General features: G+C 63.6%; 14 protein-coding genes. 7 read left to right on the top strand and 7 right to left on the bottom strand.

Going from position 1 to position 18,409, the window contains the following annotated elements:
- Position 1 precedes the first annotated feature (1 nt).
- The 3 genes from SJI03_RS24835 to SJI03_RS24825 all read right to left on the bottom strand — a co-directional run bounded on the left by SJI03_RS24835 (position 2) and on the right by SJI03_RS24825 (position 4,648).
- Positions 2 to 1,732 (bottom strand): methyl-accepting chemotaxis protein, encoded by a 1,731-nt coding sequence (locus SJI03_RS24835; RefSeq protein WP_099379282.1) that lies wholly within the window; start codon positions 1,730 to 1,732, stop codon positions 2 to 4.
- A gap of 349 nt (positions 1,733 to 2,081) precedes the next feature.
- A complete protein-coding gene (locus SJI03_RS24830) occupies positions 2,082 to 3,692 on the bottom strand; it encodes a hypothetical protein (RefSeq protein ID WP_322428971.1) in 1,611 nt (536 codons plus the stop codon).
- Positions 3,693 to 3,733: 41 nt separating this feature from the next.
- The gene (locus SJI03_RS24825; RefSeq protein WP_322428970.1) at positions 3,734 to 4,648 is read right to left on the bottom strand and encodes a DMT family transporter; all 915 of its coding nucleotides are present in this window, start codon (positions 4,646 to 4,648) and stop codon (positions 3,734 to 3,736) included.
- Between the two features lie 101 nt (positions 4,649 to 4,749).
- Between SJI03_RS24825 and SJI03_RS24820 the strand changes: the two genes are divergently transcribed.
- The 3 genes from SJI03_RS24820 (at position 4,750) to SJI03_RS24810 (ending at position 6,830) form a co-directional block, all read left to right on the top strand.
- On the top strand, positions 4,750 to 5,538 hold the full coding sequence (locus SJI03_RS24820) for a helix-turn-helix transcriptional regulator (protein ID WP_322428969.1): 789 nt from the start codon (positions 4,750 to 4,752) through the stop codon (positions 5,536 to 5,538).
- Between the two features lie 116 nt (positions 5,539 to 5,654).
- Positions 5,655 to 6,254: a MarC family protein gene (locus SJI03_RS24815; RefSeq protein ID WP_034781292.1), complete on the top strand. Its 600-nt coding sequence runs from the start codon at positions 5,655 to 5,657 to the stop codon at positions 6,252 to 6,254.
- A 30-nt stretch (positions 6,255 to 6,284) separates the two neighbouring features.
- Positions 6,285 to 6,830 carry a DinB family protein gene (locus SJI03_RS24810; protein ID WP_219312148.1) on the top strand — a complete coding sequence of 182 codons (546 nt, stop codon included), beginning with the start codon at positions 6,285 to 6,287 and terminating at the stop codon, positions 6,828 to 6,830.
- Here the strand turns inward: SJI03_RS24810 and SJI03_RS24805 are convergent.
- Positions 6,795 to 7,985, bottom strand: a complete 1,191-nt coding sequence (locus tag SJI03_RS24805) for an MFS transporter (RefSeq protein ID WP_322428968.1) — start codon at positions 7,983 to 7,985, stop codon at positions 6,795 to 6,797. The genes SJI03_RS24810 and SJI03_RS24805 overlap by 36 nt on opposite strands.
- On the bottom strand, positions 7,982 to 9,163 hold the full coding sequence (locus SJI03_RS24800) for a serine hydrolase domain-containing protein (protein WP_322428967.1): 1,182 nt from the start codon (positions 9,161 to 9,163) through the stop codon (positions 7,982 to 7,984). Before SJI03_RS24800 ends, SJI03_RS24805 begins: the two co-directional genes overlap by 4 nt.
- 114 nt (positions 9,164 to 9,277) lie before the next feature.
- On the opposite strand from SJI03_RS24800, the gene SJI03_RS24795 reads away from it, so the two are divergent.
- From SJI03_RS24795 to SJI03_RS24785, 3 genes are all read left to right on the top strand, one after another.
- Complete coding sequence (locus tag SJI03_RS24795; protein WP_322428966.1) at positions 9,278 to 10,168, top strand: LysR family transcriptional regulator; 891 nt, start codon at positions 9,278 to 9,280, stop codon at positions 10,166 to 10,168.
- Positions 10,169 to 10,375: 207 nt separating this feature from the next.
- Positions 10,376 to 12,082, top strand: coding sequence for a methyl-accepting chemotaxis protein (locus SJI03_RS24790; protein WP_322428965.1), 1,707 nt, complete (start codon positions 10,376 to 10,378; stop codon positions 12,080 to 12,082).
- A gap of 201 nt (positions 12,083 to 12,283) precedes the next feature.
- Complete coding sequence (locus SJI03_RS24785; protein WP_322428964.1) at positions 12,284 to 15,622, top strand: DEAD/DEAH box helicase; 3,339 nt, start codon at positions 12,284 to 12,286, stop codon at positions 15,620 to 15,622.
- Between the two features lie 115 nt (positions 15,623 to 15,737).
- Here SJI03_RS24785 and SJI03_RS24780 read toward each other — a convergent pair whose 3' ends face one another.
- Together SJI03_RS24780 and SJI03_RS24775 are read right to left on the bottom strand one after the other, a co-directional pair.
- On the bottom strand, positions 15,738 to 17,153 hold the full coding sequence (locus tag SJI03_RS24780; RefSeq protein ID WP_099379273.1) for a heavy metal sensor histidine kinase: 1,416 nt from the start codon (positions 17,151 to 17,153) through the stop codon (positions 15,738 to 15,740).
- On the bottom strand, positions 17,150 to 17,860 hold the full coding sequence (locus SJI03_RS24775) for a heavy metal response regulator transcription factor (RefSeq protein ID WP_322428963.1): 711 nt from the start codon (positions 17,858 to 17,860) through the stop codon (positions 17,150 to 17,152). The genes SJI03_RS24780 and SJI03_RS24775 overlap by 4 nt, the downstream gene beginning before the upstream one ends.
- Before the next feature lie 139 nt (positions 17,861 to 17,999).
- Between SJI03_RS24775 and uraH the strand changes: the two genes are divergently transcribed.
- Positions 18,000 to 18,407, top strand: coding sequence for a hydroxyisourate hydrolase (uraH, locus tag SJI03_RS24770; RefSeq protein WP_322428962.1), 408 nt, complete (start codon positions 18,000 to 18,002; stop codon positions 18,405 to 18,407).
- Positions 18,408 to 18,409: the final 2 nt, after the last annotated feature.

Genomic DNA, 18,409 nt, shown 5'->3' with positions numbered 1-18,409 from the left:
CTTAGAACTCTTCCCACTCGCCGCTATTGTCCGCGGCAGGTTTGGCTGGACGCGGTTTTGCTGCAGCGGCAGGTGCTGCAGCGGCGCGGGCCGGCGCCAGGCGCAGGGCCGGGCGTTTCAAGGCCGTGCTGGCGGCGGCCACGACAGGCTTGCGCAAGGCAGGCTTGGCGGCAGGACCGCTATGGTTGGCATCGAGTTTGAAGATGCTGACCATCTCGGCCAGCGCCGCTGCCTGCTCCTGCATGGATTCCGACGCGGCTGCCGCTTCTTCCACCAGTGCCGCATTCTGTTGCGTCACGGTATCCATTTCCGCCACGGCTTGATTGATCTGGCCGATGCCCAGTTCCTGCTCGCGGCCGGCGGCGCTGATTTCGCCCATGATGTCCGTCACGCGGCGGATACTGGAGACGATCTCGTCCATCGTCGTGCCCGTCTGGCTGACCAGCGCGCTGCCGGCGCCCACGTTCTGCACCGACGCTTCGATCAGCATCTTGATGTCCTTGGCGGCGCTGGCCGAGCGGTGCGCCAGGTTGCGCACTTCCGTGGCGACGACGGCAAAGCCGCGGCCCTGCTCGCCGGCACGGGCCGCTTCCACGGCCGCGTTCAGGGCCAAGATGTTCGTCTGGAAGGCGATGCCGTCGATCACGCCGATGATATCGGCGATCTTTTTCGACGATTCGCTGATGGTACCCATGGTGTCGACCACTTGCGCCACCAGTGCGCCACCTTTCACGGCCACGTCCGAGGCCGACACGGCAAGCTGGTTCGCCTGGCGCGCATTGTCGGAATTCTGCTTGACGGTCGAGGTCAGTTCTTCCAGCGAGGACGCCGTTTCTTCCAGGCTCGACGCCTGCTGCTCCGTGCGGCTCGACAGATCCAGGTTGCCCGAGGCGATTTCATTGCTGGCCGTGGCGATGGCGCCGCTGCCGTCGCGCACGCCGCGCACGGTGGTCGACAGGCGTTCCTGCATTTTCTGCAAGCCCGTCAGCAAGGCGCCCATCTCGTCGTTGCGCGTGATGACGATGTCATTGGCAAGGTTACCGTCGGAAATGGCACCGAAATGGCGCAGGGCCTGGTCCAGCGGGTTAAAGATGGCGCGCAGCAGCAAAAAGCTGGAAATAATGGTCAGCAAGGCGCCGACGATCATGCCGCCGATGGCCATGGCCACCTGGCTGCGATAGCTGGACTGGCTGGCCGCATACATCGCGGCGGCCGAAGTGGCCTGGTATTGCGTCAATGTTTCGGCGGCCTGGTCCAGGGTGCGGTACAGCGGCGTCAGTCCCGACATCATCAAACCGTCCGCTTGTGCAACGTTGCCTTCACGCAAAGCCTTGCTCATGACCAGCAAGCCGTTGCTCATGTAATCGCTGCGCTTTTTGTCCATGTCGTCGGACAGGCGCTTTTCGTCCGTGCTTTGCGGCAAGGCCAGGTACACCTTCCAGGACTTGTTGGACGCTTCCATGAATTGTTCGGCACGGGCCAGGGTATCCTTGGCATCGGCCGCTTCGGGGTGCACCATCACGCGGTCCATCGTGAACCGCGCGCGGCCCAGGGAAATCTGCGATTCGCCGATCGCTTGCGTCGATGCCAGCTGATTGCTGTAGACCTCGTTGAGGCTGTTGTTGGCCGATTTCAGGCTGATGATACTCATGACGCCCAGCACGGCGATCAGCAGGCCCAGCACACTCATGGTGGCGATCAGGCGCATTTTTATTGTTATATTCGACAGCATGCAGTTTCCTTGGTAGGGGCGCAACCATGCCTGCGCTCACCAAACGGGATAGCAGCAAGCGCCAGACGGGCGGGTCACGTGAATTGTTCAGGACAGGTCGATACGGCGTGTGCGGCGGCAGGGGGGAAGGCGGCCCGCGCATATCGTCAGGAGTGAAAGACAGATCAACAGGGTTGAGGTTTTCTGTACTTTTATTTCCTGACTGCAAGATACAGGGAAAGATTACTAGTAGCAACATCCAGCATGGATTTTCACGCTTTGTAACAAGCGGATGATGTTTTTTGCGCAGAACTGGCATTCCGCAATCGTGCGCGCTCGCGCCGGAATGCCATTTATGTTAGCCAATTAGTTAATACATGGTTTCTTCGATGAGCTGGCCATCGTCGCGGAAATACTGGAAACGGCCCGTTTTCCTGCCCATGTTGTAGGCGCCGATCTGCTTCGGTTTTCCATTCTGGAAATTCTCGATGTTGACGCCATGCAGCACGCCCTTGTGCCAGTTGCGGTGAAATTGCGGCACTTCGCCATCGGGATAAAACAGGGTTTCCGCGCCATCGCGCTTGCCGCCGGCAAAGCTGCCCTGGTAACGCCGCTTGCCATCCGGATAAAAGCTCTCCATCGGGCCATCGAGGTCGCCCAGGCGATAATGTTCGGCCAGTTCCAGCTGGCCGCTGGCCGCGTATTGTTCCAGCTTGCCGTCGGGCTTGCCGTCGATCATCGTCAACACTTGCCAGCCGCCGTCCGGCGTCGCCTTCTTCCACGGCCCCTGTTTCACATCATTGACGTAGTTGCCGCCACCGCCAGGCTCGACCCACTGGCCCTGCTTCTTGCCATTGACATAGTTACCTTGCCATTGCACCACGCCATTGACGCGGCGTTCGCTGGGACCGTTCAAGCGGTCTTTCACAAACGTGTCGTAACCGGTGAAACTGTGCATGTCCGCTGCGCGCCACTCCTCCACGCCCGGACTCACTTCCCAACGGCCCGTGCGCTGGCCACGCTGCATCATGCCCGTCGTCGTTTCATCGCCGCTTTCATACGTCCATGGCCCTTCGGCCTTGTCATCGACGAAGGCGCCAAAAGAGCGGATGGTGAGCGGCTCTTCATAGTGCCACTGCCCCGTGCGCTTGCCCTGCGCATACAGGCCGCGGGCAAACACGCTGCCCGTGCAGCAATTCACGTCGTATTCGATGAGCAGCCCATCCTGGCTGGCGGCAAAGCGCTGCGGCTGCGTTTCCCAGGTGATCCACTTGACGTGATAACTGGGCGCGCGGCCCCCTTCCCAGCCCTTGCCCAGCAGATAGGTCACCGTGAGGAAATGGCCGTCCTTTTCCTCGAAGGTTTTTTTATAGGCAAATGCCGGCGCGTCCGCCGGCTTGCCGGGCAATAACTCGCCATCGATATTGAAATAGCCGACCAGGGTGCCATGGCCATGCTCGATGGCGTCGAACTCGGCCACGCCCGTCGGTGCATACGCGATGCTGTAGTCGATCAGCTGCAAGCGGGCCAGCGCGGCGCGCACCAGCGCCTCGTCCATGGTTTTCGCGCCGCGCACGATGGCGTCCAGGGTGGGCTGCAAAGTGGCGACCTTGAACATCCTGCCGCCGCTGCGCTCGTAGCGGTAGGCATGCAAGCCGTACTGACCGCCGTTGCGGCTGAGCACGAACGTCGTTTCGCCCTCGCTGTCCAGGTCAAGCTGGAACACGGCCGCGATGCTGGCCTTGCCGTACTTGTCCAGGTTCATGCGTTTTTCACTGATCCCGTTGCACTGGCAGTAGTAGCCGTTGACTTCGCCATTTTCCCGCAGGAAGGCCAGCACCACGCCGCCGTCGCGGCGCTCGACAACGCTGGCGGTAGCCATCGGTTTACCCTCGTAGAACCGCACTGCCGCCTGCGCCGGCGCCAAGGTACCCAGCGCCAGCAGCGCTGCCATCGTGCTCATCCAAAATATTTGCCGCATGCCAACTCCACTGCCTGAAAAGCGCCATTATGCATGGCCGTTCAGGCAAGACCGGACACGCCAGGACGCTGGCGCCACAGGGGCCGCTGCACCGTCTGCGCCAGCAACACGCCCAGCAGCGAAATGCCGCCGCCAACCAGGTGGTACACATGCATGCTTTCGTGCAGCCAGACGATGGCCAGCAAGGCCGTCAGCAGGGGCAGCAGGTTGACGTAGATGCTGCAGCGGTTCGGCCCCAGTAGCTTTACCCCTTCGATCCACAGGTAGGACAGGACGATGGACGAACCGATGCCCGCATAACCGATCAGCGGCAAGGTGGTGGCGTCCAGCCTGGCACTGCCGGGCGGCAGCAGCAGGAACAGCGGCAGCATGCACGCCAGGGCTGCCAGCGCCTGGCAATAAATAGCTTGCCAGGCGGGAATGGACAGACGCCAGCGGCGCAGCAGCACGCCGTACAGGGCAAACACCAGGCAGGCCAGCAGCATCAGCGCGTCGCCCGCATGCACGCCTTGATGCAGCAAGGCCAGCACGTCGCCGCGCCCTACCAGATACAGCAAGCCGCCAAACGACAGCACGCCGCCGGCCGCCATGCCGACCGTCAATCGCTCGCCCAGCAGCAGCACGCTGAGCAGGGCCGTCATCAGGGGCGCCAGCGCCGTGACGATGGCCATATTCGTCGCCGTGGTGCTTTCCGCGGCGCGGTAGGATAGGCTCTGGAACAGCGCCATCGACATCACGCCGCACAGCGCCAGCTGCCACCACTGGCGGCGGATGGCGGCACGGTTGCGCCACAGAGGGCGGGCGATAAACGGCGTCATCACCAGCAAGACCAGCACCAGGCGGTAAAAAGTGATGGCTGTGGGGGCGATGCTGGACGCGGCCAGCTTCGAGACGACGACGTTGCCGGCCCACAGCAGCATGGCCAGAAACGGATACAGATAAGCGCGCACAGGCATGTGTCACTCCGGGAATAGTTGCGGGGAACCATCATGCCGCAGGCACGCCGCGCCTTCTCGCGCTAAGATGTCCATACCTATCGCAAAACTGACCTTATTTAATGGATTGTTCCTCCCACGCCTTTCAGGAATTGCTGCCCGTCACGGCGCGCGCCATGGCGCTGGCCGTCGACTATGCGCATGGCCACGTGATTTCCGTGCACCGCCACACGCATGCGCAATTGCTGTACGCCATCGAAGGCGTGATGACCATCGAGGCGCAGGGTGGGCGCTGGGTGGTGCCGCCCACGCGCGGCGTGTGGTTGCAGCCCGGCATCGCGCACCAGGTGCGCATGAGCGGCGCCGTGAAAATGCGCACCGTCTTCATCGATTGCGCCAGCTCGCCCTTGCTGCCGCGCCACAGTTGCGTGCTCGACATCAGCCCCCTGCTGCGGCAACTGATCGTGGCGGCCGTCGACATCGCGCCCGACTTTACGGAAGGCAGCCGCGACTGGCATCTGCTGCAATTGCTGTTGCACGAGCTCGACAGCCTGCCCGTGCTGCCCCTGTATCTGCCCTTGCCTTCTGACGCGCGCCTGCGCGGCATCTGCGCGCGGCTGATGGCGCAACCGGGCGAACAGCAGACGGTGGCGCACTGGGCACAGGAGCTGGCGATCACCGAGCGCAGCCTGCACCGCTTGTTCCAGAAACAGACGGGCATGCGCTTTGGCCAGTGGCGCCAGCAGGCGCGCTTGCTGCGGGCACTGGAACAATTGGCGCATGGCAGCAAGGTCATCGACGTGGCCATGGACAATGGCTACACCAGCCAGAGCGCGTTCACCGCCATGTTCAAGAAGCATTTTGGCACCACGCCCAGCGCGTTTTACCAGGCAAAAGTCATCGCAGCGTAAAAAAAATGCTGCTATGCATCAATAATCATGGGCGATAGCCGCCGCTCTTGCTATCATCGCAAGCCTTATCGCACCGCGCCCATCCTGGCAGCGGTGTTGACCTCAATCACACCACCATGACACAGAATTTCTTCCAGACTTTTATCCTGCTCTTGCTCGTCACCGATCCGTTCGGCAACGTTTCCCTGTTCGTCAATGCCCTGAAACGGGTGCCCATCGAGCGGCGCTGGAAAGTCGTGGTGCGCGAGTGCCTGATCGCCTTCGGCATCTTGCTGCTGTTTATGTTCTTCGGCCGCCATTTCCTGAACGCCTTGCAATTGTCGGAAGTGGCCCTGCGCATCGGCGGCGGCGTGATCCTGTTCCTGATCGCCATGCGCATGGTGTTTCCGCAGCCAAACGCCGGTAATAGCGACCACGAAATGGGCGGCGAACCGTTCATCGTGCCGCTGGCCATCCCCGCGCTGGCCGGCCCGTCGGCCCTGGCCACCGTGCTGCTGTTTTCCTCGCATGAAATGAACGAAGTCATCGCCCACGTGGCGGGGCTGACGGCCGTGGCCGTCGTCTGGCTGGCCGTGTTCCTGTGCGCCGAACGCTTGCAGCGGGCCTTGGGTCCAAGGGTCATGACGGCCTTCGAGCGCCTGATGGGCTTGATCCTGACGGCGATGGCCATAGAAATGTTGCTCGCCGGCATACGCGCGTTCCTGAAATCCGTTTAACATCATCATTCATCCACCGGAGGAATCATCATGAGCCGTTGCGCCCACCTTTGCCTGATGGCCGATTACAACCAGTGGATGAATGCCAAGGTCTACGCGGCGGCAGCCAGCCTGCCGCCCGGCGAGCTGCAGCGCGAGCGGGGCGCCTTTTTTGGCTCCCTGCTGGCCACCTTGAACCACGTGATGGTGGGCGACACCTTGTGGCTGCAGCGCTATGCCAAGCACCCGGCCGGCTTCCCCCTGCTCGATCCCATCCGCGCCATCACGCCGCCTGCCTCACTCACGCACCCGCTGTTCGCGGCCGAGGATTTTGCCGCCATGCACGCGCACCGGCAATGGCTGGACCAGCTCATCGTAGCCTGGGCCGCCTCGATCACGGAAGCGGACCTCGACCATTTGCTCGATTACCGCAACAGCAAGGGGCCGAACCGGCGCGAGTTTTTCAGCCTGCTCATGCATTTCTTCAACCACCAGACGCATCACCGGGGCCAGGCCAGCACCCTGCTGTCGCAAGCGGGCGTGGACATCGGCGACACGGATCTACTGTTTCGCATCCCCAACCATATCGAGGATTGACGACGGGCGGTACAGCCACGCCTTGAGCAAGATCAAGGCCAGCGCCAGACCGCCCAGCAGCGCGCCGCAAGCCAGCGCCCCCGGCATGCCGCAAGACACGATGGCCATGCCTCCCGCCAATACACCCACCGTCACGCCCAGGTTGATAGCGGCGATATACACGCCGATGGCAAACGCGGGTGCCTCGCGCGCTTCGCTGCTGAGCCACACTTGCGTGACGATCAGCCCGCTCGTGTGCGCGGCACCCCAGAACAGCAGCAAGACGGCCAGCGCCGCCCAGCCGGTTTCGCTACCCGCATAGCGGTACAGCAGCCAGTACGCCAGTCCCAGCAGCAGGGGTTGCAGCAACACCGTGCGCAGCACGTGCGTGCCGAGCTGACGCCCCGCGAACAGATTGCCCGCCACGCCACCCACGCCAAATACCACCAGCGCCAGCCCCGTCTGGCGCGCCGACAAGCCCACTTCCTGCTGCAGGTAGGCGGCCGCATACGCATACACGGCAAACATGGCGGCAAATACGAGCACGGCGGCGGCAATATTGAACCACAGGGCCGGTTTGCGCAGCACGGCCAGCTGGCGGCCATACGCCAGCGGCGCCTCGCACGGCGTGTCCGGCAAGAACAGGAATAGCCCAAGCGCCGCCAGGGCATTGACGAGCGCGCAGGCAAGGAACGATGCCTCATAACCATACTGCGCGGCGATCCACGTCGTGAGCGGAATGCCCAGCACCATGCCCATGCTGGTACCCGTAAACGCATGCGCGCCGGCCCGCGCCGCCTGTTGCGGCGGGTACAGGGCGGCAGCGGCCACCATGGCCAGCGAGAAATACACAGGATGAAACAGGGCCGGCACCATGCGCAGCGCCAGCAGCAGCCCGAAGCGGGGCGCATACGCCGACACCACGCTGGCCAGCGCGAACACCAGCAGGGACGCGATCAGCACGGGTTTGCGGCGCCAGCGCGTGGCCAGCAGCACGAGAAAGGGGCCGCCAACGGCAATCACCAGGGCGAACAGGCTCACCAATGAGCCCGCCTGCGCGGCCGTCACGTCGTAGCGACGCATGATCATCGGCAAGATGCCGACGACGCCAAACTCGATGCAATACACGCCGAACAGGCCCAGCGCAAGGAAGACGATGGGGTGCGGGCGCGTCATTGTCCCGGCTCCCGGCCATACACAGCCTGGCACAGTTCCGTCACGAACGGCCCCGCCATGCCTTCCAGTGCCGTATTCGTGAACGCCACCACGGACAGTTCCTGCGCAGGATCAACAAACCACGAGTGGCCATACGTGCCGCCCATGCGCCAGCTGCCCGTGGATTCCGGCGTGGTGGCCGCAAGCGGATCCGTCAAGACGGTAAAACCCAGGCCGAAACTACGGCCGGGCCAGAACGGCAAATCGAAGCCACCGGTCTGGTTTTCTCCCATCTGGCGCGCCAGCGCCGGCGGCAGCAGCGGCGCGCCGCCCAGGCGCAAGGTTTCCAGCAAACGCATGAAGTCGGGAGCCGAGCCGACCATGCCGGCACCACCGGACGGGTAGGCGTGCGCGTCGCGGGCACGCGCCGCAGATAAGGCAAAACCTGCCATGCCATCAAGAAACGGCAGATGGTCTTCCCTCTCGTCCAGCAAGCGGCGCGGCTTGGACTCTCCCGCTGCGCGGTCTGCATATGCGACGGCCAGGCGCGCCGGGTCGCTAGCCAAAAAGCCCGTGTCGCGCATGGCCAGCGGCGCCGTCACCAGCTGTGCCACGGCGTGCGCCAGCGGCCAACCAGTCACCGCTTCGATCACGGCGCCCAGCACGTCGGTGGCGATCGAGTACGCCCAGCGCTCGCCCGGTGCATACGCAAGCGGCACGGTGGCCAGGCGCCGCAGGTTGTCTTCAAGATTCACGGGCGACGCGTCCATGCCATCCGACACCCCGGCCTGCGCATACGCGCCGCCCGGCGGCTGGAAAAAGCCATAGTCGAGTCCTGCCGTGTGCGTGAGCAGATGCCGCACGGTGAGCGCCGCCACGGCGCCGTCCGGCTGGCGCGGCGCGAAATACGGCAGCCAGCGCATTACCCGATCGTCCAGCCCCAGCCGACCCTGCCCCACCAGCGCCAGCGCGGCCGTCGAGACGATGGGTTTGCTGACGGACGCCAGGCGGAAGACGGCGTCCTCAACCATGGGCTTGCCCGCCTCACGATCCAGGTAGCCGGCCGCGCGGCGATACACGTCCTGGCCGCGCTGGCGCACCAGCACGACGGCGCCCACCAGGCGCTGCTGGTGCAACACGACGTCCAGCAAGGGATCGATGCGGGCGGACAGGGCCGCTGGAGAGAAGTTGTACATCATGGCGTAGCCTTTCAAATGATCAGGCTGCCAAGGTAAGGCAGGCGCGATCAAAGAAAAACAGGCTATAGTTTCTGTCTGTGCGGACGCTGGCATCCGCAATCAAAGAGGAAGCACATGGATAACCTGGCGGGATTCGCGGCCTTCGTGCAGGCGGCGGAGACGCGCAGTTTTGTGGCGGCGGGCCGGGTGCTCGGCATTTCCGCCTCGGCCGTGGGCAAGAGCATTGCGCGGCTGGAAGAGCGCCTCGGCGTGCGACTGTTTCAGCGCAGCACGCGCAGCATCGCGCTCACCAGCGAGGGTACCGTGTTCCTGGAACGCTGCCGGCGCATCTTGAGTGAGATCGAGGCGGCCGAGTTGGAGTTATCCAATAGCAAGAGCGCACCCCGAGGCCGGCTGCGCGTCAGCCTGCCGCAGGTAGGCAGCTTGCTCAATCCCGTGCTGACCGCATTTGCGCGCGCTTATCCGCTGGTGGAACTCGACCTCGATTTCAGCGACCGCCGGGTCGACGTGATCGAGGAAGGCTACGACGCCGTCGTGCGCGCGGGAGAGAGCGCCGACAGCCGTTTGATGAGCCGTCAGCTGGGCCAGTTCCAGCTGCAGCTGGTGGCCGCGCCCGCCTACCTGGCGCAACATGGCACGCCGCGGCTTCCCGCCGAGCTGGCGCAGCACACTTGCCTGCTGTACAAGTTTCCCAGCAGCGGCAAGGTCGAAGCCTGGCCCTTGCCCGAGTGGCCTGCCCTGCACGCGGCCGGCTTGCCGGCCCTGCTCAACTGCAACAATGTCGAGACCCTGCTGCACTTTGCCGAAAGCGGCCTGGGCATCGCCGCCCTGCCCGACTTTGCCGTACGCGCGGCGCTCGCCGCAGGCCGCTTGCAGCCGGTGCTGGACACGCACCGCCAGCACGACGGCGCCTTTCGCATCCTGTGGCCCAGCAGCCGTCACCTGACGCCGAAACTGCGCGCCTTCATCGACTTCCTGGCCAAGCACGTGTTTCCGGAAAACTAAGACCGCATCCAGCGCCGCGCTCGTTGTTTCCACACGACAACTTATTTAATTTGCTACCAATTTTTAAACTTTTCGCGGACTTGATACAAGTTTTTGTATTGCAGTGCGGAATTTTGAGGAACAATTACAGGCTGGCCGCCCTTACGTATAAACCCGTAGCCCTGGCCTGTCGACGTTTTCCTTCACTTCCGCAACACGAAAGCAATCATGTCACTCACACAATTCAAAATCGGCACCCGGCTCGGGATCGGGTTTGCTGTCGTCCTCGGCCTGCTGGTGGCCGTCTTGCTCGTCGGCCTGTACTCGATGGGGCAACTGAGCGCGCGCACGCACGACATCGTGGCCGACAAGAACGTCAAGATGGCGGCCGCCAATACCATGAGCGACAACGTGCGCAACATTACCCTGGCGATCACGAGCATTGTGGTGGCGCCGACGGAAGCGCTGGTGCAGGCGGAACTGGCCAAGATCGGCGAGTCGCGCAAGAAATACGGCGCCGCCAAGGAAACCTTGCAAAAGAAAATCTCGACGGACAAGGAAACGGCGCTGATGGCCGAACTCGATGCCGCCCTGAAATCGGGCGCGCCGCTGAACAACAAGGTCATCGAGCTGCGCAATGCGGGCCAGACGGAAGAGGCGATCGCCTTTTTGACGCAGCAGGCGGCACCGAGCCTGAAAATCGTGCTGGGCGCGCTCGACAGCCTGGTCGCGTATGAAGCGCAGCAGGCGGCGCAGGCGGCAACGGACGCCGAAACGCTGAGCACGAGCGCGCGCGCCTCCATGATTGCCCTGGGCAGCGTGGCCGTGCTGCTGGGCGCTTTTGTTGCCTGGATCATCACCCGCTCGATCACCCAGCCCATCAATGCGGCCGTCAGCGTGGCCGAAACCGTGGCTTCGGGCGACTTGTCGTCGCACATCGTCGTCAATTCCAGCGATGAAACGGGCCGCCTGCTGGGCGCCCTGAAAGCCATGAATACCAGCCTCTTGGGCGTGGTGGCGCAAGTGCGCCACGGCACGGATGCGATCTCCACGGCATCGAGCGAAATTGCCGCCGGCAACCTCGACCTGTCGTCACGCACGGAAGAGCAGGCCAGTTCGCTGGAAGAAACGGCGTCGGCCATGGAAGAATTGACCTCGACCGTGAAACAGAACGCGGACAATGCGCGCCAGGCCAACCAGCTGGCGAAAAGCGCGTCGGAAGTGGCCGTGCGCGGCGGCAGCATCGTCTCGCAAGTGGTCGACACCATGGGCACCATCAACGCGTCGTCGAAGAAAATCGTCGACATCATCGGCGTCATCGACGGCATTGCCTTCCAGACCAACATTTTGGCCTTGAACGCGGCCGTGGAAGCGGCGCGCGCAGGCGAGCAGGGACGCGGCTTTGCCGTCGTGGCAACGGAAGTGCGTAATCTTGCCCAAAGATCGGCTGGCGCAGCAAAAGAAATCAAGGAACTGATCGCCGCGTCCGTCGCCAACGTGGACACGGGTTCGCGCCTCGTCAATGAAGCGGGCCAGACCATGGGCGACATCGTCGACAGCATCGTGCGCGTGACCGACATCATGGGAGAAATTACCTCCGCCACGCACGAGCAGACCATCGGCATCGAGCAAATCAACATGGCCATCGCGCAGATGGATGAAGTGACGCAGCAAAACGCGGCCCTGGTGGAAGAAGCGGCGGCCGCTTCGCAAAGCATGCAGGAACAGGCCGGCGAACTGGCGCACGTGGTGGGCTTCTTCAAGACGGGCGACCATGTTGCCAGCGCAACCAAACTGAGCCCGGTGCGCACCACGCCGGCAGCGCCAGCCATCGCACGCCCATCGGCCAAGCCCGCACCCGCGCGCAAGGCCGTCGTGGCCGCGCCGGCACGCCGCAGCAATGCGACTGCCGAGAGCGAATGGGAAGAGTTTTAAGGCACGAGCTTTAATACAAGAGTTTTAACACCCAGCAACATCGGGATAAGGGAAAGCCAGGCAGGAAGTTGCTGCCTGGCTTTTTTTCGTCCGCAATCGCCACTTTTTTTGCGGCAAAGCCCGCGCAATAGGCGAAAGTGCAAAACACGCGCCGCGCATACGCTTTACAATCCTCGCTCGCTTTACAAAATATTGGTCATCATGAATCAGGCAGAACAGCAGCGCCTCCTGGCTATCCTGGAGTATTGGCACAAGATCGAATTTTTTATCCCGTTTGACCTGAATCAAATCACGGACGTTGAAGACCAGTCCACCGTGCGTCTCCTGCACCGCGAACAGCTGGCGCAATTGCCGCTGCAGTTCGCCACGCAATGGCAAGTGCCATCCGACCGCGAGATCGACGGCTACTCGCTGTTCCTCGGCGTGTTCGACAAGGCCGAAATCAACAAGGCTTGTCCGCCAGCCAACGGCCCGGAAAACATGGCCGAAACAGAAAAAACAGAACTGCTGGGACGCTCGTGCTTTGCCCGCCTGTCCCTGAATGCGCTGGGCGAGCCGCAGTTCGACCCCGTGTCCGTGTCGACTTTGCCTTGGGCCCTGGGCCGCGCCCGCACGCCGGACTGGTCGGGCCTGAGCCTGGATGCCTTCAGCGACAGCCAGCTGGCGCTGCAAGACAGCCTGCGCAACTTCGCGGCAAGCCGCGCCCCGCAGCAGGTGACGGACGAGGCGGGCAATGTGTCTTCTCCCCTGTCCGGCATGGAAATCGCGGCCCTGGCCGACCTGCTGCGCGACTGGGCCGGTTTCCACCCATCCGCCAGCCAGCCGCTGGCCGTGCTGGAATTGCGCACGCGCAAGAAACGCGCCGCCGTGGCGGACGCCGATGCACTGGAGTCCAGCCAGAACCGCAGCCTGGACTTCGGCGACGCAGTGGAACCCTCGATCGATATCCTCAACAGTTTTTACCTGGACGACCTGGAACAGATCATCCGTGCCTTGCGTGGCGGCAAGTTGCCCGCGACGGTGGCCGACTACCTGACGCCGCTGGCGCAGGACGAGCGCATTGACCTGTACAGCCCGGCCGGACGCCAGGCGCTGGCCGCCATGCTCAATCCGGCCAACATGAACCGGGGCCACTGGCTGGAAGACGCCAGCTACGCCATGAGCCTGATGCAGCAGTTCGCCATCCACGGCGCGCGCACGGGCTTGAGCGAGCGCGGCATCTTTTCCGTCAACGGTCCGCCGGGCACGGGCAAGACGACCTTGTTGCGCGAATTGTTCGCCGACAACATCGTGCGCCGCGCCAGCGTGCTGTCCTGCCTGGACCGCGCCGGCGACGCCTTCATCGGCAAGGTGGCCGTGGCCTTCGAAGGCGTGCGCGACCCGATCACCATCGCGCGCTTGCGCCCGGAACTGACGGGCTTTGAAATGGTCGTCGCTTCGTCGAACAATGCGGCGGTGGAAAACATTTCCGGCGACCTCCCGAAACCTAAACAGCTGGGCAAGGAATGGGCGCGCACGCGTTACTTTGAAAGCGTGGCGCGCCGGGTCGTGGCCGACGGCAATGGTGCCAACCGCGCCTTGAGCGAGGCGGAAGCGCCATGGGGCATGATGTCCTGTGCGCTGGGCAACAGCGCCAACCGCCGCCGCTTCGTCAGCAATTTCTACGACGATGACTGGGACAAGACCACGGCGCGCAAGACACCGAATGCGCAAAATATCCGCCAATGGCTGGCCAGCTACCAGGGCGTCAGCTTCGCCCAGGCGGCGCGCGAGTTTCGCGAGACGGAACACGTGGTGGAAAAGGCCCTGGCCGAGCACGCCCAATACGCGGCCCTGTGGCAAGCCGTGGGCACCTGCACGGAAGCCGATTTCATCGAGGCCAGCCAGCAAGCGCTGATTGCGGCTGAGCAAGAGATGGATGCGGCGAATGGCGCACTGACCGACGCGCTGGCGCAGCAGGACACCCTGCTCGCCAGCAAGAAGGAATTGCTGGAAGAAGAACGCCTGGTGGCGCTGACGCAGCCCGGTTTCTTTGCCCGGCTGTTCCGCACGGCACCGGCGCGCGCCTACAAAGAGGCCGTCGTCGCCAATGCCGAAGCGCAACGCCAGGCTGCGCGCGACGTGTCCGCCATCAAGCTGCTGCTGAAGGGCGAGCTGGAGCCGCGCTGCGAGCGCGCCCGCAACACCCTGCACATCGCCCTGCGCACGGCGCAATCGCGCCAGCGCGAATGGGATGACAGCACGGAGCTGCTGCGCCGCGCGCGCATGCGTTTCCCCACCATTATCGCGCCGGCGAGCCTGGACGAGCTGGACGGCGACGCCCTGCAAATTGGCGGCCTGTGGCATGAACCGGCCCTGGCCCGCCTGCGCTCGCGCCTGTTCGCCAAGGCCCTGGCCCTGCATGAAGCGTGGCTGGCGGAAGTGGCAAAGAAGGGCGGTCCCGGCTTTGGCGGCAACTTGCTGGCCGTGTCGAAATTGCTGAAAAACAAGCGCGCCTATGACCAGTCGCACATCGCCATGGTCTGGCACAGCCTGTTCATGGTAGTGCCCGTCGTGTCGACGACGTTTGCCTCGTTCGCGCGCCAGTTCCAGGGCATGGGTCCCGAATCGCTGGGCTGGCTGTTCATCGATGAGGCGGGCCAGGCCGTGCCACAGGCGGCGCTGGGCAGCCTGTGGCGCGCCAAGCGCGCCGTGGTCGTGGGCGACCCGCTGCAGATCGAACCCGTGTTCACGGTACCGGGCCGCCTCGTGCAAACCCTGTCCGCCCTGTCGCCGCACACACAGGATGGCAGCTATGCGCCAACGTCCGTTTCCGTGCAGACACTGGCGGACAAAGCCAACCGCTATGGCGCGACTGTCGGCACCGGCAGCGCACAGCCGCTGTGGATCGGCAGCCCCCTGCGCGTGCACCGCCGCTGCGTGGAACCGATGTTCTCGCTGGCCAACAGCATCGCCTACGAAGACAAGATGGTCTATGGCTTAGCTGACCGCATGCCGCCGGCTGGCGCGCGGGGCCTGACGCGGAGCGCCAGCCACTGGATCGACGCCGTCGGCCCCGTCAGCTACAAGCAGGTGGTGCCGGTGCAGCTCGATTTCGTGCTGGAAGTGCTGCTGAAACTGTATCGCCGCGACGGCAAGCTGCCCGACATGTATGTGATTACGCCGTTCAAGGCCGTGCGCAACGAATTGCGCTCGCGCATCGTCGACATGGACTGGGACCGCCGCCTCGGCTACGGCAAGGCGCCGACGGCGCGCGAATTGCGCCAGTGGAGCAGCCAGATGGTGGGCACCGTGCACACCTTCCAGGGCAAGGAGCAAAGCGTGGTGATGCTGGTTCTCGGCGCCGACGACAGCACGGTAGGCGCGGCGCAATGGGCTGCCGCCACGCCGAACCTGCTCAACGTGGCCCTGACGCGCGCGCAGCATTATGTGTACATCGTCGGCAACCCGCAGCTGTGGGGGCAGTTGCCTCACTTTGCGCCAGCGTGTGCGCAGTTGCCGCATACGGGCATGCATGAGTTTTTGGTAGAAATGGGCTAAACGGGGAAGGTCAGCTGCGTAGGTCGGATTAGGTGGGGCCGCCGAGGGCCGCAGGACCGTAATCCGACACCGCCAACGCCAACAATATTGTCGGATGACGCGTGGCTTCGCCCCGCTAATCCAACCTACGCTGCGTTGGGAACGTGAGGGTAAATGTCGTGGCGGCCGCATCCGACGCGACCGTCGCGCTGCCGCCATGCAATTGCATGATGGCCGTGACGATGGCCAGGCCCAGGCCTGTGGAAGCGGCCGAATCGCTGCGGGCCGGGTCGGCGCGATAAAAACGCTCGAACAGGTGCGGCAAGTGGCGCGCGGGGATGGCGGGCCCCAGGTTACTCACGCTCAATTCCACGCCCTCGTTCGTCGCGTGAGCGCGCAATAAAATCGTGCTGCCGGGCGCCGCGTGGCGGATGGCGTTCGACAGCAAATTGCCCAGCGCGCGGCGCAGCAGTTGCGGCTCGGCCGTCACATTGCCGCTGCCGTGGCAGGCCAGCGCCAGCTCGCGCTCCTCGGCCAGGCCCTCAAAGAAATCGGCCAGACGCAAAAACTCGTCCTGCACGGGCAAGACCTGTTTGACGAGTACCATTTCATCCTGCTGCGCGCGCGCCAGAAACAGCATGCTGTCGATCATGCGCGACAGCCGTTCCAGCTCTTCCACATTCGACGACACCAGCTGTTCATACTCGTGCGCACTGCGCGGGCGGGCCAGCATCACCTGGCTTTGCCCCAGCAGATTGGTGACGGGCGTGCGGAATTCATGCGCCAGGTCGGCGGAAAACTGCGACAGCCGCGCATAGCCTTCCTGCAGCCGCGCCAGCATGGCGTTCAGGGCCTGGATCAGCGGCAGCAGCTCGCTCGGCGCGCCGCGCGCATCGAGTTGCTGCTCCAGCTTGCCAGGCCGCACGAGGGCCGCGTGCGCGGCGATATTGCGCAACGGCCGCAACCCCCGCAGCAGCATCAAGCTCGCCAACAGTGCCGCCACCAGCGCGCTGACGGCAACGGACACGACGATCTGCCAGCGGTAGGCGGCAAACATGGCCGTGCGGTCGCCATACACGCGGGCGACGGAAATGTCGGCCATCTGCGCCGGCTCGCCGATGCGCGCGCTGGCCGCCACGACCCTGGCCGGATAGCCGTCGCGGCTGGTCCAGCTGACGATGGCGCTGTCGGTGACGGGCGCATCGACGGCGACAGGAACAGCATGCGCCACCGTCTCGCCGTTCGGATTGACATCGATCAAACGCGTGCCATCGGCGCGCACGATGCGCACCAGGGAATTTTCTTGCCCGCTCATGGTGTCGCGGAAATACTGAGGCCGCTCGCGGATGATGTCGAGGGTGCCCGCATTGCCCAGCAACTGCTGGATCTGCCGCAATTTCCCCAATAATAAAATGTCGTCGCGGCGCTCGATTTCCGCGACGAATGAACGGTACAAATGCATGCCCAGCCCGGCCGACACGAGGGCCACGATCAGCACGAAGACGAGCGTGACGCGCAGGGTCAGCGAGCGGCGGAGTTGCGCCAGCGTCATGGGGCCGCGCCGTTGTCAGGCGCCGTGGGCGCGCGCAGTTCGCAGACATAACCCATGCCCCGCAAGGTGTGGATCAGCTTGGGTTCGAACGGATCGTCGAGCTTGCTGCGCAGGCGGCGGATGGCCGCGTCGATGACATTGGTGTCGCTCTCGAAATTGATGTCCCACACTTGCGAAGCGATGATGGAGCGCGACAAGACCTCGCCCTGGCGCCGCGCCAACAGGTGTAGTAAACCGAATTCCTTGGCCGTCAGGGTGATGCGCTGGCCTTGGCGGCTGACCTTGCGTTTCATCACGTCGATTTCCATGTCGCCGATGCGGATGACGTCGTCTTCGCGCGGCGGCCCGCGCCGCAGCAGGGTGCGGATGCGCGCCACCAGTTCCGCAAACGCGAACGGCTTCACCAGATAGTCATCGGCGCCCAGCTCCAGCCCCTTCACGCGGTCCTGCACCTCGTCGCGCGCCGTGAGGAAAATCACGGGCACGTCCGCGCCTCCTTCTTGTAGCCGCAGCGCGCGCAAGACTTGCCAGCCATCCATGATAGGCAGCATGACGTCGAGCACGATGAGGTCGGGTGACTCCGTACTTGCCATGTGCAAGCCATCGCGACCATTGCGCGCCAGGCTCACCGTAAAGCCGGACTCGGCCAGACCGCGCAGCAAATAGTCGCCCGTCTTCGGTTCGTCTTCGATTACCAGGATGCGCATGGCCACTTTCTAAAGAGAATATGAAACCATTCTACGCCGCGCACACACGGCCGCGGATGATAAAAATGTCATGTGGCCATCATCGTCGCGTAGGGCAACACTGGCCATACTGGCGCCATTGCACTCAACGGAAAAACGCATGAAATCCATTCTTCCCGGCAGCATCCTGCTCGCCTGCACCTGCCTGTGCGCCATGGCGCAAGCCGCCAATCCCTTGAGCGTGCACATCCTCGACTTGCAGAGCGGCCAGCCGACGGCGGGCGTGACAGTCACCCTGGAGCACAAGCAGGGCGACGGCTGGCAACAACTGGGCAGTGGCGTGACGAATGGGCAGGGGCGCATCGCGGCCATGTATCCGGAAAATATCGCCATGCAGGCGGGTGATTACCGCATCGTGTTCAAGACAGGCGAGCACTATGCGCGCCTGAAACAGGAAACGTTTTTCCCGGAAATTCCTGTGCAATTTCACGTGGAAAAGACTGACCAGCACTATCACATTCCCTTGCTGCTCAGCCCTTTCGGTTTTTCAACCTCCCGAGGAAATTAAGT

The organism is Janthinobacterium sp. GMG1 (genome assembly GCF_034427795.1).
Lineage (GTDB): Bacteria > Pseudomonadota > Gammaproteobacteria > Burkholderiales > Burkholderiaceae_D > Janthinobacterium.
Note: the sequence above shows the minus strand (reverse complement) of the source record. Positions and strands in the feature narration are given on the sequence as shown.

What these genes read in the sequence shown, in the direction of transcription:
- SJI03_RS24795 (WP_322428966.1), top strand. Translation starts at nt 9,278, where the DNA reads ATGGATAACCTGGCGGGATTCGCGGCCTTCGTGCAGGCGGCGGAGACG.
- SJI03_RS24835 (WP_099379282.1), bottom strand. Translation starts at nt 1,732, where the DNA reads ATGCTGTCGAATATAACAATAAAAATGCGCCTGATCGCCACCATGAGT.
- SJI03_RS24810 (WP_219312148.1), top strand. Translation starts at nt 6,285, where the DNA reads ATGAGCCGTTGCGCCCACCTTTGCCTGATGGCCGATTACAACCAGTGG.
- SJI03_RS24790 (WP_322428965.1), top strand. Translation starts at nt 10,376, where the DNA reads ATGTCACTCACACAATTCAAAATCGGCACCCGGCTCGGGATCGGGTTT.
- uraH (WP_322428962.1), top strand. Translation starts at nt 18,000, where the DNA reads ATGAAATCCATTCTTCCCGGCAGCATCCTGCTCGCCTGCACCTGCCTG.
- SJI03_RS24820 (WP_322428969.1), top strand. Translation starts at nt 4,750, where the DNA reads ATGGATTGTTCCTCCCACGCCTTTCAGGAATTGCTGCCCGTCACGGCG.
- SJI03_RS24800 (WP_322428967.1), bottom strand. Translation starts at nt 9,163, where the DNA reads ATGATGTACAACTTCTCTCCAGCGGCCCTGTCCGCCCGCATCGATCCC.
- SJI03_RS24805 (WP_322428968.1), bottom strand. Translation starts at nt 7,985, where the DNA reads ATGACGCGCCCGCACCCCATCGTCTTCCTTGCGCTGGGCCTGTTCGGC.
- SJI03_RS24785 (WP_322428964.1), top strand. Translation starts at nt 12,284, where the DNA reads ATGAATCAGGCAGAACAGCAGCGCCTCCTGGCTATCCTGGAGTATTGG.
- SJI03_RS24775 (WP_322428963.1), bottom strand. Translation starts at nt 17,860, where the DNA reads ATGCGCATCCTGGTAATCGAAGACGAACCGAAGACGGGCGACTATTTG.
- SJI03_RS24815 (WP_034781292.1), top strand. Translation starts at nt 5,655, where the DNA reads ATGACACAGAATTTCTTCCAGACTTTTATCCTGCTCTTGCTCGTCACC.
- SJI03_RS24830 (WP_322428971.1), bottom strand. Translation starts at nt 3,692, where the DNA reads ATGCGGCAAATATTTTGGATGAGCACGATGGCAGCGCTGCTGGCGCTG.
- SJI03_RS24825 (WP_322428970.1), bottom strand. Translation starts at nt 4,648, where the DNA reads ATGCCTGTGCGCGCTTATCTGTATCCGTTTCTGGCCATGCTGCTGTGG.
- SJI03_RS24780 (WP_099379273.1), bottom strand. Translation starts at nt 17,153, where the DNA reads ATGACGCTGGCGCAACTCCGCCGCTCGCTGACCCTGCGCGTCACGCTC.